16 protein-coding genes are annotated in these 14,683 nt (G+C 44.3%); 14 read left to right on the forward strand and 2 right to left on the reverse strand.

The features are described 5' to 3' along the window. Positions 1–124 precede the first annotated feature (124 nt). On the forward strand, positions 125–514 hold the full coding sequence (locus IEW69_RS01200) for a group III truncated hemoglobin (protein WP_188624991.1): 390 nt from the start codon (positions 125–127) through the stop codon (positions 512–514). On the opposite strand, the gene IEW69_RS01205 is transcribed toward IEW69_RS01200, so the two are convergent. Next, positions 509–1,597: a DUF3810 domain-containing protein gene (locus IEW69_RS01205; RefSeq protein WP_188624992.1), complete on the reverse strand. Its 1,089-nt coding sequence runs from the start codon at positions 1,595–1,597 to the stop codon at positions 509–511. The two genes, IEW69_RS01200 and IEW69_RS01205, sit on opposite strands and share 6 nt — an antisense overlap. A 30-nt stretch (positions 1,598–1,627) precedes the next feature. Beyond that, complete coding sequence (locus IEW69_RS01210; protein WP_188624993.1) at positions 1,628–2,962, reverse strand: dihydroorotase; 1,335 nt, start codon at positions 2,960–2,962, stop codon at positions 1,628–1,630. Between the two features lie 311 nt (positions 2,963–3,273). On the opposite strand from IEW69_RS01210, the gene IEW69_RS01215 reads away from it, so the two are divergent. The 13 genes from IEW69_RS01215 to IEW69_RS01275 all read left to right on the forward strand — a co-directional run bounded on the left by IEW69_RS01215 (position 3,274) and on the right by IEW69_RS01275 (position 14,662). After that, entirely contained in the window at positions 3,274–4,365 is a 1,092-nt protein-coding gene (locus tag IEW69_RS01215) for a hypothetical protein (RefSeq protein ID WP_188624994.1), read from the forward strand. Positions 4,366–4,450: 85 nt separating this feature from the next. Beyond that, complete coding sequence (locus IEW69_RS01220) at positions 4,451–5,764, forward strand: DEAD/DEAH box helicase (protein ID WP_188624995.1); 1,314 nt, start codon at positions 4,451–4,453, stop codon at positions 5,762–5,764. Positions 5,765–5,769: 5 nt separating this feature from the next. Beyond that, on the forward strand, positions 5,770–6,054 hold the full coding sequence (locus IEW69_RS01225; RefSeq protein ID WP_188624996.1) for a hypothetical protein: 285 nt from the start codon (positions 5,770–5,772) through the stop codon (positions 6,052–6,054). 56 nt (positions 6,055–6,110) lie between these two features. Then, the gene (gene gldC, locus IEW69_RS01230) at positions 6,111–6,446 is read left to right on the forward strand and encodes a gliding motility protein GldC (protein WP_188624997.1); all 336 of its coding nucleotides are present in this window, start codon (positions 6,111–6,113) and stop codon (positions 6,444–6,446) included. A 1-nt stretch (position 6,447) separates the two neighbouring features. Beyond that, positions 6,448–6,861, forward strand: a complete 414-nt coding sequence (locus tag IEW69_RS01235; protein WP_188624998.1) for a hypothetical protein — start codon at positions 6,448–6,450, stop codon at positions 6,859–6,861. Positions 6,862–6,872: 11 nt separating this feature from the next. After that, entirely contained in the window at positions 6,873–7,532 is a 660-nt protein-coding gene (locus IEW69_RS01240; RefSeq protein ID WP_188624999.1) for a heme exporter protein CcmB, read from the forward strand. A gap of 11 nt (positions 7,533–7,543) precedes the next feature. Continuing rightward, positions 7,544–8,203 (forward strand): cytochrome c biogenesis protein CcsA, encoded by a 660-nt coding sequence (gene ccsA / locus IEW69_RS01245; RefSeq protein WP_188625000.1) that lies wholly within the window; start codon positions 7,544–7,546, stop codon positions 8,201–8,203. A gap of 2 nt (positions 8,204–8,205) precedes the next feature. Further along, a complete protein-coding gene (locus IEW69_RS01250; RefSeq protein ID WP_188625001.1) occupies positions 8,206–8,424 on the forward strand; it encodes a CcmD family protein in 219 nt (72 codons plus the stop codon). Between the two features lie 149 nt (positions 8,425–8,573). Further along, positions 8,574–9,995: a Glu/Leu/Phe/Val family dehydrogenase gene (locus IEW69_RS01255; RefSeq protein WP_188625002.1), complete on the forward strand. Its 1,422-nt coding sequence runs from the start codon at positions 8,574–8,576 to the stop codon at positions 9,993–9,995. 121 nt (positions 9,996–10,116) lie between these two features. Beyond that, positions 10,117–10,794 carry a peptide-methionine (S)-S-oxide reductase MsrA gene (gene msrA / locus IEW69_RS01260; RefSeq protein WP_188625003.1) on the forward strand — a complete coding sequence of 226 codons (678 nt, stop codon included), beginning with the start codon at positions 10,117–10,119 and terminating at the stop codon, positions 10,792–10,794. 151 nt (positions 10,795–10,945) lie between these two features. Then, a complete protein-coding gene (locus tag IEW69_RS01265) occupies positions 10,946–11,353 on the forward strand; it encodes a cytochrome c maturation protein CcmE domain-containing protein (protein ID WP_188625004.1) in 408 nt (135 codons plus the stop codon). Positions 11,354–11,376: 23 nt separating this feature from the next. Next, positions 11,377–13,845: a heme lyase CcmF/NrfE family subunit gene (locus IEW69_RS01270; protein WP_188625005.1), complete on the forward strand. Its 2,469-nt coding sequence runs from the start codon at positions 11,377–11,379 to the stop codon at positions 13,843–13,845. Positions 13,846–13,900: 55 nt separating this feature from the next. After that, on the forward strand, positions 13,901–14,662 hold the full coding sequence (locus IEW69_RS01275) for a Rossmann-like and DUF2520 domain-containing protein (RefSeq protein ID WP_188625006.1): 762 nt from the start codon (positions 13,901–13,903) through the stop codon (positions 14,660–14,662). The last annotated feature ends 21 nt before the right edge of the window (positions 14,663–14,683 follow it).

Consider the following 14,683-nt stretch of genomic DNA (forward strand, 5'->3'; position numbering starts at 1 on the left):
TTAAGAGCCTATTTTAGACGAAGCTGTCGTTCAAGCAAGCATGTGTGATGATCTTACCGCAATTATAGCTGCTGATGACACAATTGTAGCACGAAGGTTATAGCTTTGAGAAAAGCGCAGGATTATGGAAGTGGACAAAACAGACATCGTAAATGAAGAGGACGTGACGACCTTGGTGCATACGTTCTATGCAAAGGTACGTGCGGATAAACTTTTAGGACCAATATTCGAACCAATCATTAAGGATAACTGGGCGCCACACCTGCTTAGGATGGTTGATTTTTGGTCTACCATCTTGTTGTACACGCGGAAGTATAAGGATGATCCAATGCCCAAACACATGAAGCTGCCGGTTGAGCAACGTCATTTCGATCGTTGGTTACATTTGTTCAATGAAACACTTGATGCTTTGTTTGCAGGGGAGGTGACTGAGAATGCAAAGCTGCGTGCCGCAAGTATTGCGAGAATCATGATGGTCATCCGCTCCAGGGCAGATGGATTGCCGGTACTATAGCGCTTTCTTGTGAAGGTTGTAAACCCAGATTACAATATCCTGATAGCTGTCGATCCCTTTTTGCTGGTTATTCAGCTTTAGAAAACTGTCTAGCGCGACATCCATGTACGCGTACATGTCGCTGTTGTGTTTCAACCAGAAGGCTCTGTCACGCTGGAAATCAATCTTTGTTTCCGCATTGATCAGTGCTGCAAGCGGCTCATAGGCCTCTGGCGATTTTACACGGAGTTCAAACAGCACGTTGCGCAGCACGCTGTATAGTGCCGAGTAGCGGAAATTCAGATCCCTACTATTCGCAGCAACCAGATAGCCCACCAGGTTCGCTTCATCTTCACGACCGACGCCCAGCTGATGTGCAATTTCATGACAGGCAACAAAGGGCAGTCCGTGTGCCGGAATTCTCATGTTGACATTGGCTTCACCAGAAAGGGGGTTGTAGTAGCCTTCCAAGCCGATCTTTGTTATGAGCCAGGTGTTAAGCACCTTTTTCAATGCCGGATGACGGTAGCTGAAGAAAGGATGTTTAGCCTGCATTTCCTGGTAAGCTGCCGCCGCCTGGGCCTCCAATTCTGATGCGGTGTAGGTTTGCGATGCAGGATTTTGCTGCTTTAGCCGCTCTAGCTGCACCGCGTTGATTTGCTTTATCAGGTATTTGGCCAAGCTGCCGAGCTGGGCCGGCGTGTACTTTTCGTTTCCAATCTTGAGCTGTGCAGCAATGGAAGGCCGTGAATAATTCAATCCCCATAACAGCTTAAAAGCAATATATAGGACCAAACCGAAGTTCAATAATCCTAAGGGTGCAGCAAGCAAGCTTTGCCTGCTGAATCCTGACGCTTTAAGCTTTCTGTAGTAAATGATTATTCGGAACAGCACAAAAAGGATGAGCAGCACATAGAGCACATCGCCCAGTGAAAATGGAAAAATGCTGCTTAGGAGTCGCTGAACATTGGAAACGACCTTGTAGAATTGATCACTGTACAGCCGTTCAACAAGCCAGGAGTTTAGGCCCAGGAAATAGATCAATGCTGCGAGGGCGCCACTAATCAGCAACTGCTTCTTAAGCCTTCCATTTTGCGGAGCCATGCTTCTGTGTGCCAATGTTTCTAAGGTAAATTAGCGTTTGAAATCCAATCGCATGCCCGTTTCATTCGTGGTGAACTTCCCTTTGGAGTAGGCCAGTTTTCCAGAGATGAACGTATGCACGATTTCTGAGCGGAAAGTCTGACCTTCAAAAGGTGACCAACCACATTTATAGAGCACATTCTGACGTGTAACTTTAAAAGGATCGTTTAGGTTTACAAGAACCAGATCAGCCCAATAGCCTTCACGGATAAACCCTCTTTCATTAACGTTAAAGCATGTGGCAACGTTGTGTGCGGTCTTTTCGACAATTTTCTCTAAAGTGATTTTGCCTTGATGATAAAGCTCCAGCAAAGCTGGAAGTGCATGCTGTACCAGGGGCCCGCCTGAAGGTGCAGCAGCATAAGGCTGTTCCTTTTCGGCTATGGTGTGTGGCGCATGGTCGGTCGCGATCACATCGATATGGTCGTTCAGCAATCCGGCAAGCACACCATTTTTATCGGCTTCTGTTTTGATGGCCGGGTTCCATTTAATCCAGTTCCCTTTTTCAGCATAATCACGGTCATCGAACCAGAGGTGATGCACACAGGCTTCCGCGGTTATTCTTTTATCTTTTAGTGGGGTTATGTTGTCAAAAAGGGAGACTTCAGCAGCAGTGGAGATGTGTAATATATGCAGTCTGGTGTTAAATTTCTTCGCCAGTGAAACCGCTAAAGCTGAGGAAAGGTAACAAGCTTCTGCGCTTCTGATTTTAGGATGCATGTCGATAGTAAGTGCATCGCCATATTGTGCCTTATATTCGGCAAGGTTACGTTGGATGGTTGCTTCATCTTCGCAGTGCGTTGCCACAAGAATTGGGGCTTCGCGGAATATGTTCTCTAGTACCTGTTCATTATCGACGAGCATATTTCCGGTACTCGAACCCATAAAAACTTTAATACCGCATACGTTTTTTGGATCCGTTTTAAGTACCTCCTCCAGGTTATTGTTCGATGCGCCCATATAGAAGGAATAATTCGCGAGGGACACCTCTGCAGCGATGTTGTACTTATCTGTTAGTAGCGACTGCGTAAGGGTGTTTGGAACCGTATTTGGCATTTCCATGAAGGAAGTAATGCCACCCGCAACTGCAGCCATGCTTTCCGAAAAGATATCCGCCTTATGCGTTAATCCAGGCTCCCGGAAGTGGACCTGATCATCTATCATACCTGGAAGCAGGTGAAGCCCCTCTGCATTTATTTCCATCGCACCAGCATATTCAATGTTGGGTGCAATCTTATCTATTCTTCCAGCTTTTATCAGGACATCGGATACGTAAATCTGGTTCTCATTTACCAGGGTTGCGCTTTTAAGGAGGATGGTGTTCATTGGACCAAACTTAAGAGTTTCTGCGTAAGCCTCCATAAATTTTCGGGAATTGTTCATGCAGGCGGCAAAAAGCAGGAAATTGGGGCTACTCAAATTGCTGCACAATTTTATGACCACTTGACCACGCCCGTTTGTATCATTTTTTGGATGATCATCGTTTATGTTATTGCAGGCAAACCTTTTCCGGCCTGATGCCCGCAGGTTGCATCCCAGGACACGGATTGTGTACTGTTGGTAACAGCGTACGCTGCTGGTCGAATTCAAAAGAATATTTCTACCTTATGACCACGGTGGACAAATTAAAGCAAAGAATGTACATTGATAGAAAACTTAAAAACCTCTCAAAAAAGATTAGAAAGCTTCTAAAATACTTCTACTACACCAAACATCATGAGATTCATGATCCGCATGGGCAGACCGCCGTGGTAAATCTATCGGGCAGTCTGCTGAACAAGGATATGGGACGATATGCTTTCGTGATTTGCCAGTTGTTAAAGTTTTCTGGTTTTCAGTTGATTGTGAAAGTTGATCCTGATTTCTTTGCAGGGAAGACGCCTTATAAGCGCATGTTAAGCAACCAGGGCTTTAAACTGGTCCGCAGTACAGGGCTGAAGCCCGACTCCATCTCTTTTCAAGTACAAAAGCGCAAGAAAAAGGTATTGAGTTTAGTTTATGGTAATCACGCATCACAGCAGGCTGCGGTTTATCCGCTGCCATATCCTTTACATCCCAGGTTTTATCAGGAACATCTCAAACCATCATACTTTGATAAATTTCAGGAGCAGCAAAGAACCACCAGGATTATATTTTCGGGTAATTTCGATCGAAAGCTCTATAGTAAGCCGCTGCTAAAGGAACGATTTCCGGGTACGATTTCAAGGGTGGAGGCACTGGATCACATCTTATCCGGGCATGCATCTGATCCCAGGATTGTGCGCTCCACAACTAAGGAAGATCTATACCGGCGGTTGGAGCTGAAGCCTGCGGAGCAGCAGTTCATCATCAGCGAAGCCAGGACACCGGATGAAGACTGGTTAACCATATTAAGTAAAGGCGATTTTTACCTATGCTTACCAGGTGTAAGGATGCCTTGGTCGCACAACGCGATTGAAGCCATGGCCGTGGGTACCATCCCGATTCTACAGTATGACGCGCTGTTTTATCCACCTTTAGAACACCTGAAGAACTGCATCAGCTATAGGGATTTTGCCTCTTTGGATGAAGCGATTCAAACGGCATTAACAATGGATGAGGCACAAGTGCAGCAAATGAAATCAGAAGTTCTGGATTATTATAACCAGCATCTGGCAATAGACCAGACGATAAACAAAATACAGGACTTTGCGCATTCCGCTGAAGAAACCATGCTCCTGGGCCTTCCTTTCCTGGAGAAAAAGGCTTAGCAACAAGCTGCGTCTTTAGGGCGTCAAAATGCATAATAGTTGGTGCAAAGTACTGCACACCTGTTTTAATGCCTATATTTGCGGAATGTCCAAAAAATTCGAAGAGTTTAAACTCAACCGACAGATTTTAAATGCTGTAGAAGATGCCGGTTTTACCGTAGCTACGCCGATTCAAGAACAGGCTATTGCTCCGGTTTTATCCGGACAGGATATCTTCGGTATTGCTGAAACAGGCACGGGTAAAACTGCTGCTTATCTGCTGCCGATGCTTATGCAACTGAAATACGCACAGGGTGAAAATCCACGTGCCTTGATTCTTTCGCCTACAAGGGAACTGGCAATGCAGATTGCTGACCACGTGAAGATGTTTGCGAAATATACAGACCTGCGTTCTGTGGTCGTTTACGGCGGTATCGGTCCTAAGACCCAGATCGAGCAAGTTAAAGCAGGGGTGGACATCATCATTGCAACACCGGGTCGTTTCCTGGATATTTATCTTGCCGGGCACATCAATACTCAAAGCTTGCGCTTCCTGGTGCTGGATGAGGCAGACAAGATGATGGATATGGGCTTTATCGGTTCCATTCACCGGATTCTGGAAATTGTACCAAGGAAACGCCAGAACCTGCTTTTCTCAGCAACGATGAGCGACCTTGTACAAAAGATTGCCGGCGATTTTCTGAAGAACCCGACCGTCATTGAAGCCGCTGAACGTGCGACACCAGCTTCAACCATTACGCAGACCTTTTACGAAGTTCCAAACTTTAAAGCCAAGATAAACTTACTCCAACACCTGTTAAAGAATGATGACGCCGTAAAGCGATTGATCATCTTCTGTAAAACGAAGGTTGTTGCAGACTCCATCTTCGCTTTCATCAGCCGTCGTTTCGGTGCGGAGAACGTGCGCGTAATTCACGCGAACAAAGGGCAGAATACCAGAATTAATTCCATTAATGCATTCAAAGAGGGAAGCATCCGGGTGCTGGTTGCTACAGATGTGGCCTCAAGAGGGATAGACGTGTCTGACGTAAGCCATGTCATCAACTTCGACGTGCCGATCATCATTGAAGATTATGTACACCGGATTGGGCGTACGGGTAGGGCACTTGCCACAGGTGAGGCCTTGACCTTTTATACTGAATCTGAAAAATACTACATCAAGCAGATTGAAAAGCTGATCCGCCAGACGATTCCGGTGATGCCAATACCAGCAGAGGTGTTTATAGAAGAGACGCCATACGAGGAACGCCAGGCGATGGCCCGTGAGATAGATGCACAAAAGCGCAAGGATGATCCTGATTTTAAAGGTGCCTTCCACGAAAAGAAAAGGGTATTTGAAGTGAAGAAGAAAACGGATAAAACACCTGCATGGAAGCGTAAGAAAACAACTAAAAGATAGTGCCCTTGAAGCTTAAACTGACACCCCTCAACATTGTTTCGGCAATCAGTCTGGTGATGGCCGGCTTGCTGATTTTTAACAAGGCAGAAGTTACCAATGGTATAGATCATCAGGTAAATGGCCTTTGGCTGGCGGTGTGCTTTTTAGCTGTTGTGATATCCTTCCTTTCAGATCAAATCTTCCGCAAATTCATTCCTTCTACCCGCAACCTTTGGGTGATAGAATGTGCTTTTATCATTTTCACCCTGGTCTTCGTCTTTATTTTGAAGTTGAGTGTACTGAGTAGCTAATTAGAAAATTATTAACATGGGCAGCGGATAGAGATTGCCCGACAATTATATAATCAATGAAAACAGCTGAAATTAAAATTACCGTAGAATTAGATGATAATAACGTACCTGAGAACCTGATGTGGGAATCTACAGATGCGGAGAATAAAGAACAAATGGCCGTTAAATCGATGATGCTGGCACTATGGGATCATAACTATAAGAATTCTTTACGTATTGATCTTTGGACAAAGGATATGCCGGTTGATGAGATGAAGAGATTCTTCTATGAAACCCTTCAAACTATGGGCGACACATTCCTGAAAGCAACAGGTGAGAAATTGATCGTTGAAGATTTGCGCGACTACTGTGCACACTTCGCAGATAAAATGGGTATCAACACACAAAGCTAGTATGAAAGTTCAGGGCGTTATTGGCGCTGCAATTCTGGCCGTAGGCGGTTTATGTCCGCTGATACGGGTTCCGGTTCTTGGGAACTGGAATTATTTCGATCTGGATGTATCTATCGCCACAGTATTTTACGTGGTTGTGGTAATCGCCATGATTGCATCACTTTTGGGAAAGACGAAAGTCATTCGCAGCTGCGGGTGGATTGCCATTGCACTTGTGCTGGTAACGCTGGCTGGTGTTTACTTCAAGTCACATGATGCTTTCAGCTTTCTTCATTTTAAAAAGGCTGTAAACTTTGCTTCAGGATTAGTGAAATACAAGTGGGGCTGGTTTGTAATTGTTGCAGGCGCCTTAGCCTTAACAACTGTTAGCAGGGATAAGGTTATTTTGCAGCCAACCAGTACCGGTTCAATTTAGATTATTGAGGTATGACGCTGCTTAATCAGGTAAAGTTTTTAGTGAAGAAGGAGTTGCTGTTGGAATGGCGGTCAAAGTATGCCTTAAATGGCGTTCTGTTGTATGTCGTCTCCACCATCTTTGTGTGCTTTTTATCACGCGTAAGCGCAAATCCAGTTACCTGGAATGCCTTGTTTTGGATCATCATGCTCTTTGCCTCGATTAATGCTGTTTCCAAAAGTTTCCTTCAGGAAAGTAAAGGTAGGCAGCTGTATATCTACACCATCGCCAGTCCGCATGCGCTAATTATCTCAAAAACGATTTACAACATTTTGCTGATGATGTTGCTCACGGTCATAGCGTTGGGCTTTTACATCATGGTATTTGGTATTGTACCTGCAGATCTTGGATTGTACCTCGTTGCAACGATACTTGGAAGTCTGAGTTTCTCGAGTATCTTCACGATGATCTCTGCGATATCTTCAAAGGCGGGGAACGGCGGGATGCTCATGGCGATCCTCAGTTTTCCGGTGATCATTCCGGTGCTGATTGTACTGATAAAACTTACCAAGAATGCCATAGACGGCCTTGATCGTAGCGTGAGCTTAGATGAAATCGGGATGTTGCTGGTTATTAATGTCCTGGTCTTCGCGGTTTCTTTATTGTTATTTCCTTACCTTTGGCGCGATTAAATTAAAGATCAATGTATAAAAACTGGTGGAAAATTCTGGGTGCTTTATTGGTTATGTATGCAACCATAGCGGGTTTCTTACATAGTGTACCTAAGTTGCCGATTCTCCATGAAAGCATCAGGAACTTGTATTTTCATGTACCCATGTGGTTCAGCATGATCATCCTGTTTGCGATTTCAGTGTTCCACAGCATAAAATACCTGCTAACTAATAACGCTACTCACGACCTGAAGGCTGTGGAAAGCGTGAATGTCGGTGTTGTTTTTGGTGTGCTGGGGATTGTAACCGGTGCCGTTTGGGCGAAGTTCACCTGGGGCCAGGCCTGGAGTTTTGACGTCAAGCAAAACTTTGCGGCAATTGCATTGCTGCTTTATTTTGCATATCTGGTGCTCCGGAATGCAATTGATGAAGAACAAAAACGGGCGAAGATCTCGGCCATCTATAATATATTCGCCTTTCCAATGATGGTGGTGCTGCTTTTTGTACTGCCTAGGTTGTCCGACTCGCTGCATCCGGGTAATGGTGGAAATCCAGGCTTCAACTCTTATGACCTGGATAGTCGCATGCGAATGGTTTTCTACCCGGCCTGTCTTGGTTGGATCCTGATTGGGTATTGGATTTACACCCTTAAATTCCGGGTACGCGCCTTGGATAAATATACGACGCTATAATCATGAAAAAATTCTTCAGTACGCTGTTATTACTGGCTATCAGCCTTCAGATCTTCGCGCAAAATGCTTCTCCTTCTATCGAACAAAGCGTTTATGCATCGGGCAAAATCTATGTTGTAGTAGCCTGTGCGGCCATAATTCTGCTCGGATTAATCCTATTTCTATTTTCTATTGATAGAAGATTAAAAAAGTTAGAAAAATATTCTGATCCGAAAAACTAATTCTATTCCCTTTAATCCTTGTTTTTGCCGACTTAAACCTTAGGTGTGACGCATACACTAAGTTGTTGGCCATTTGCATTAATGATATTTTTTAATGCAATTTTGCACCCTTAATTAGGTAAACTAACGAAAAACATAAAAAACAAATAATGGCTAATCTAGCAAACGAAACAAACTTCTTTACAGACGTATGTGCGAATTTTGACAACGCCGCAAAATTCACCTCCCATCCGGAAGGTCTATTGACTCAAATTAAAGCTTGCAACAGTGTATATCGTTTCCAATTCCCAATTAGAAGAGGAAATGGTTTTGAAGTTATTGATGCCTGGCGTGTGGAACACTCTCACCACATGAGTCCAACTAAAGGTGGTATCCGTTACAGTGAAATGGTGAATGAGGATGAGGTGATGGCTTTAGCTGCATTGATGACTTACAAGTGTGCCATTGTAAACGTTCCATTTGGCGGTGCTAAAGGTGGTATTCGGATTAATCCGAAAAACTATACCGTAGGTGAGCTTGAAAACATAACCCGTCGCTACACCACAGAATTGATTAAAAAGAACTTTATTGGTCCTGGTATTGACGTACCTGCTCCGGATTATGGAACAGGTGAGCGTGAAATGAGCTGGATCGCCGATACTTATATGACTATGAACCCGGGTTCACTAGATGCCCTGGGTTGCGTAACTGGAAAGCCAATTGCATTACACGGTATCCGTGGTCGTAAAGAAGCGACCGGTCGTGGTGTTGCTTTCGCGATCAGAGAATGTGTGAGCGTAGGCGAGGATATGGCTAAAATTGGCTTAAAAGCTGGTTTAGGCGATAAACGCGTTATCGTTCAAGGTTTAGGTAACGTAGGTTACCACTCTGCGAAGTTCCTTTCTGAAATGGGTGCTACCATTGTAGGCCTTTGTGAATTTGAAGGTGCGATCTACAATGAGAAAGGACTCAACATCGATGAGGTTTTTGCTCACCGTAAATTAACGGGTTCAATCCTTGGCTTTAAAGGTGCTACAGAGTTTAAAAACTCTATGGAAGGATTGGAGCAGCCATGCGACATTCTTGTTCCAGCAGCGCTTGAGAACCAGATTACAGAAGCGAACATCAGAAATATTCAGGCTAAAATCATCGCTGAAGGTGCAAACGGACCTACTACACCAGGTGCAGAAGAAATCTTCACTGCTATGGGTGGTATCATTATTCCAGATATGTACTGTAATGCTGGTGGTGTAACCGTTTCTTATTTTGAGTGGTTGAAAAACCTTTCGCACGTTGCTTTTGGACGTATGGAGAACCGTTACGCAGAGAACTCGAATGCCAACCTGATCAACACGCTAGAGAGTTTGACTGGTAAAAGCATCCCTGCGGAACACCGATCGATGTTGGTAAAAGGTGCTTCTGAGATGGAACTTGTAAATTCAGGACTTGAAGACACCATGATTCACTCTTACCATGAAATCAGAGAAACATTGAAAGCTAAACCAGGTGTAGACACCTTGAGAATGGCTGCTTTTGTTGGCTCAATTGACAAAATCGCTGTTTCTTACATGAACCTTGGTATTTGGCCATAATCATCATAATGAATTTGGAAAGCCGCAGAAGTTAAACCTTTCTGCGGCTTTTTGATTTATATGACTTTACGTTGAAGATCAGAAACATACGTTTTCAGCCTTAGGAACGTATATACATCAGATGCTGTCAACTAAATACATATACTTCGTTTATTGCCTGTTACTTTCGGGACTGCTTGCCGGCTGTTCAAAGACGAAACTGCAGGACATTCAGGACTCGAACGGCTTTGCTGTGCTGCCTGCGCCAGCGGCGGATGAGCGAGTAGCGATTTTTGCCGGTGGCTGCTTCTGGGCTACGCAGGAGTGCTTTATACAGCTCAAGGGGGTTCATAAGGTAATTAGTGGGTATGCAGGTGGTGAAACGGCTGACCCCGACTACAATACGGTGCTGTCTGGCACAACAGGTCATGCGGAAGCCGTACAGATTTACTACGATCCAAAGGTCATCAGCTTTGCACAGCTCACACAAGCCTTCTTTTACGCACACGATCCGACGCAGCTGAACCGGCAAGGTCCGGATGTCGGTACCGATTACCGTTCCATTGCCTTTTACCGGAATAATGGGGAATACCGGGAGCTGGTTAAGGCGATGGATGCGCTTCAGCAATCCGGAGTTTACAAAGGTATCCCCGTTACGGAACTGCGGGAGATAAAGACGTTCTATCCTGCGGAGATTGAACATCAGGATTACTATAAACGAAATGGATGGGATCTTTACATCCGTAAAGTGTCGAAGCCAAAGGTGCTGAAGGTGCAGAAAGCTATGTCTCAATGGATAAAAAACGACTATGTGGAATAGGTTTTACGGTTTGCGGAATGCTTCTGAAAAGCGGATTCCTTTGTCAGAGAACTATCAATATAACGTCAAGAACTTGAATAGGAGCGGCCTGCATCCTAATAGGTGGGTTTAATTTTTATCTTTGTGATTCCCTTTAAATCTTATTTATACCATGAAGAAAAGTGCAATTATAGGTTTAATAACAATTGCTTTGTGTGTATGTTTCTTGGTGAGTTTAAATGCTGATACAAGCAACTACTCTACATTTCAGGAAGCATCTAAAGAGTCCCGGGAATTCCATGTAATGGGATATTGGGAAAAAGAGAAAGGCATGTATTATGATGCCGAGAAAGACGCCAATCATTTTGCTTTCTATATGAAAGATGAAAAAGGTGCTGTAAATAAAGTGGTTTATAATGGCACTAAGCCGCAGGACTTTGAACGTTCTGAAAAACTAGTCCTCATCGGGCAAATGGAGAAGGACACCTTCTATGCTTCCAAAATCCTGATGAAATGTCCATCTAAATATAATGATGATCTTGTTGAAGTGAAGCAAGATGGATCAGTCATACAACCCTAAATAGTTTAAATACTAAAGCCTTAATGGATACACAATTTATTGGAGAAACCCTCCTCCCCGGTAAAGTCGGTCAGTTTTTTATTGTTCTTGCCTTCGCCGCTTCTTTACTTTCTACCATCTCTTATTTCTTTGCCACCAACAACAAACAGGTAGACGATAACTCCTGGACCAAACTGGGCCGCCTTGGTTTTATCACCAACGCTGTAAGTGTTTTGGCAATTGGATCTACTTTGTTTTACCTGATCCTAAATCACCATTACGAGTACCAATATGTTTATAGCCACTCTTCCAAGTCACTGCCAGTGTATTACATTGTGTCTGCATTCTGGGAAGGTCAGGAGGGTAGTTTCTGGTTATGGGCTTTCTGGCAGTCGCTGCTGGGGTTAATCCTGATCTGGAAAGCGAAGAGCTGGGAAAATGGCGTAATGACGATCGTTGCGTTCTCCCAGGTGTTTTTAACTTCCATGCTCATTGGCGTTGATATCCTTGGTACACGCGTTGGTAGTTCACCATTCATTCTTTTAAGGGATGCGGTTGATTTAAAAGCAATGGCGCCGGTGGTTTTTGCCGATCCGGAAAACTTCAAGAACTATCTTAAATTCATTACGGATGGCCGCGGGTTGAATCCACTGCTTCAAAACTACTGGATGGTTATTCACCCACCAACCTTATTTCTTGGCTTTGCCAGTATGGTTGTGCCTTTTGCGTATGCTGTTGCCGGTTTATGGCAGCGCAGATACAAGGACTGGGTTAAACCTGCATTGCCTTGGGCGCTTTTTGCTGTAATGGTTTTAGGCGCTGGTATCATCATGGGTAGTTTCTGGGCCTACGAGGCGCTGAACTTTGGCGGATTCTGGGCATGGGATCCAGTGGAAAATGCTTCCATCATTCCATGGCTGATGCTTATCGCCGGTGTCCATGTACTCATCGCTTTTAAAAACACAGGACATGCTTTCTTTACGGCATATTTGTTAATCGTATTGAGCTTCATACTGGTACTATATGCTTCATTCCTAACACGAAGCGGTATTCTGGGAGATACGTCTGTACACTCCTTTACCGATCTGGGTATGTTTGGCCACCTGATCTTATATAACGTGGTGTTCTTAATCATCCCAATAGTCTTCTTAGTTATAAGATGGAAGGAATTACCGATCACCAATAAAGATGAGGAAACTTATTCCAGAGAATTCTGGATGTTTATTGGTTCGCTAGTAGTTACTGTTGCCTGTATTCAGGTGATCTTTACTACATCAGTACCTGTATTTAATGCAGTGTTCGGTACCAACTTCGCGCCTCCAATAGATCCAATTAAGTATTACAACCAGTGGCAGGCACCTTTTGCCATTTTGGTAACCGCAATTTCAGGATTCTCACAGTTCCTTAAATACAAGCGCACCAATGCAAGGAAGTTCTACAGTAATCTTGTTGGTAGTGTTGTATTTGCAATCGTCATCACCGCTGTATTTGTATACATCACGCACATTTACACCAACCTGATGTACATGCTATTAACCTTTAGCTGTGTGTTTGCCATAATGGCGAATGCGAAGGTGCTGGTACAAGGCTTTGGTGGAAAAGGTAAACTGGTCGGTGCTGCTGTTGCCCACATGGGATTTGCATTGTTGCTTGTAGGTGCATTGGTTGCTGCGGCAACGAGCCAGCCAATTTCCCTAAACGCGAGTAATTTCATCCCTGTAAAGGATTTTGAAAAAGCAGAAAAGCCTGGAGAAAACATGGTGCTTTATAAGAACGAGCCAAAAACCATGGGTAAATACACGGTTACTTATGTAAACGATACGACCATTGCGCCAAACACCTATTATAAATTAAACTTCAAAGTTATAGATTCGAAATCCGGAGCGATTAAAGAAGACTTCGACTTAAACCCGCACGTACAATCAAATGAGACGATGGGATTGATCGCTTCGCCGGATACGAAGCACTACCTGACCACTGATATTTACACCCACATCACCAGCGCTCCGGCAGAGAAAGAAGAGCATGAAGATCATGAAGGTCACTCTCCGGAAGAAAACTACAAGGCCCCACGAATTTTAAGTGTTAAGCCGGGTGATACTGTACATACCAGCAGTGGTATTCTGACGGTTAAACCTTTAAACTTCAAGCCAACAGCGAAACAACTGGTGCTTGCGAAAGAAGATGTTGCTGTAGGACTTCCGCTTGAGGTAAACCTTAACGGCAAGATCTATAAAACGGAGCCGATCTTCCTGGTTAAAGGGAACAACACGTTCGACTTCGCCAGAAACATTGATGAACTGGGCTTACGGGTGCGATTCACCAAGATTATACCGGAGCAAAACACCGTAGAGTTACAGGTATATGAAAAGCCACAACAGGCGAAAGACTGGGTGGTGTTTAAATCCATTGAATTCCCTTTCATCAACTTGTATTGGGTAGGTACCATCGTGATGGTCATCGGATTCTTACTATCCATCATCAGAAGGAAAAAAGAACTAACAACAAATTAATACAGGCCTGCAGCACCAAGCTGCAGGTTTTTTGTTTTTATCTTAATCATAAGTCATGAAGATCGTTTTTCTGGGATCGGGAAATGTCGCTACACATCTTGCACAGTCCTTTAAACAGGCAGGGCAGGAAGTCACACAAATCTGGAGCAAGACCGAAGCGAATGCGCGGGCACTTGCACAAACATTGGGTGCTGTAGCGATTACGGATCTGGCAGAGCTGGATATTTATGCCGACCTATACCTGATCGCCGTTAAGGATGAAGCGATCTCAGATGTTGCCGCTGCACTGCCGAAGTTAGCCGGGGTGGTGGCACATACTTCTGGTGCAACATCCATTGATGCACTTCAAAGTCCTGAACATTACGGCGTGTTTTATCCCCTGCAAACCTTTTCAAAGCAGAAAAGCATAGACCTTTCTGATGCACCCTTATGTCTTGAAGCGAGTGATGCTAAAGCAATGGCGGTGTTGCAGGATGCAGCAAAGCTGATTAGCAGCGCGAGCTATCCTGTGGACTCTGAAAAGCGTAAGCTGCTGCATTTATCTGCGGTGTTTGCATGCAATTTCAGCAATCACTTGTATCAGATGGGGTATTCCATCATGCAACAGCATGGCCTTGATTTTGAGATTTTGAAACCCCTGATTATGGAGACGGCCCGGAAGGTGCAGAATGCGGTCCCATTTGACGTGCAAACCGGACCTGCCGTTCGTGGTGATGAGGAGACCATGTCTAAACACCTGCAGCTCCTAGAGGATCGGCCCGATTTACAGGATATCTATAAAACTTTAAGTGAAAGTATTAAAAAGACGCACCTATAACAAAATTGCGAGTTAGGCTTC

The organism is Pedobacter quisquiliarum (assembly GCF_014642175.1).
GTDB lineage: Bacteria > Bacteroidota > Bacteroidia > Sphingobacteriales > Sphingobacteriaceae > Pedobacter > Pedobacter quisquiliarum.

Bases quoted from the DNA above. Each gene is read 5' to 3' on its own strand.
- IEW69_RS01200 (WP_188624991.1), top strand. From the start codon at position 125: ATGGAAGTGGACAAAACAGACATCGTAAATGAAGAGGACGTGACGACC.
- IEW69_RS01205 (WP_188624992.1), bottom strand. From the start codon at position 1,597: ATGGCTCCGCAAAATGGAAGGCTTAAGAAGCAGTTGCTGATTAGTGGC.
- IEW69_RS01210 (WP_188624993.1), bottom strand. From the start codon at position 2,962: ATGAACACCATCCTCCTTAAAAGCGCAACCCTGGTAAATGAGAACCAG.
- IEW69_RS01215 (WP_188624994.1), top strand. From the start codon at position 3,274: ATGTACATTGATAGAAAACTTAAAAACCTCTCAAAAAAGATTAGAAAG.
- IEW69_RS01220 (WP_188624995.1), top strand. From the start codon at position 4,451: ATGTCCAAAAAATTCGAAGAGTTTAAACTCAACCGACAGATTTTAAAT.
- gldC (WP_188624997.1), top strand. From the start codon at position 6,111: ATGAAAACAGCTGAAATTAAAATTACCGTAGAATTAGATGATAATAAC.
- IEW69_RS01235 (WP_188624998.1), top strand. From the start codon at position 6,448: ATGAAAGTTCAGGGCGTTATTGGCGCTGCAATTCTGGCCGTAGGCGGT.
- IEW69_RS01240 (WP_188624999.1), top strand. From the start codon at position 6,873: ATGACGCTGCTTAATCAGGTAAAGTTTTTAGTGAAGAAGGAGTTGCTG.
- ccsA (WP_188625000.1), top strand. From the start codon at position 7,544: ATGTATAAAAACTGGTGGAAAATTCTGGGTGCTTTATTGGTTATGTAT.
- IEW69_RS01250 (WP_188625001.1), top strand. From the start codon at position 8,206: ATGAAAAAATTCTTCAGTACGCTGTTATTACTGGCTATCAGCCTTCAG.
- IEW69_RS01255 (WP_188625002.1), top strand. From the start codon at position 8,574: ATGGCTAATCTAGCAAACGAAACAAACTTCTTTACAGACGTATGTGCG.
- msrA (WP_188625003.1), top strand. From the start codon at position 10,117: ATGCTGTCAACTAAATACATATACTTCGTTTATTGCCTGTTACTTTCG.
- IEW69_RS01265 (WP_188625004.1), top strand. From the start codon at position 10,946: ATGAAGAAAAGTGCAATTATAGGTTTAATAACAATTGCTTTGTGTGTA.
- IEW69_RS01270 (WP_188625005.1), top strand. From the start codon at position 11,377: ATGGATACACAATTTATTGGAGAAACCCTCCTCCCCGGTAAAGTCGGT.
- IEW69_RS01275 (WP_188625006.1), top strand. From the start codon at position 13,901: ATGAAGATCGTTTTTCTGGGATCGGGAAATGTCGCTACACATCTTGCA.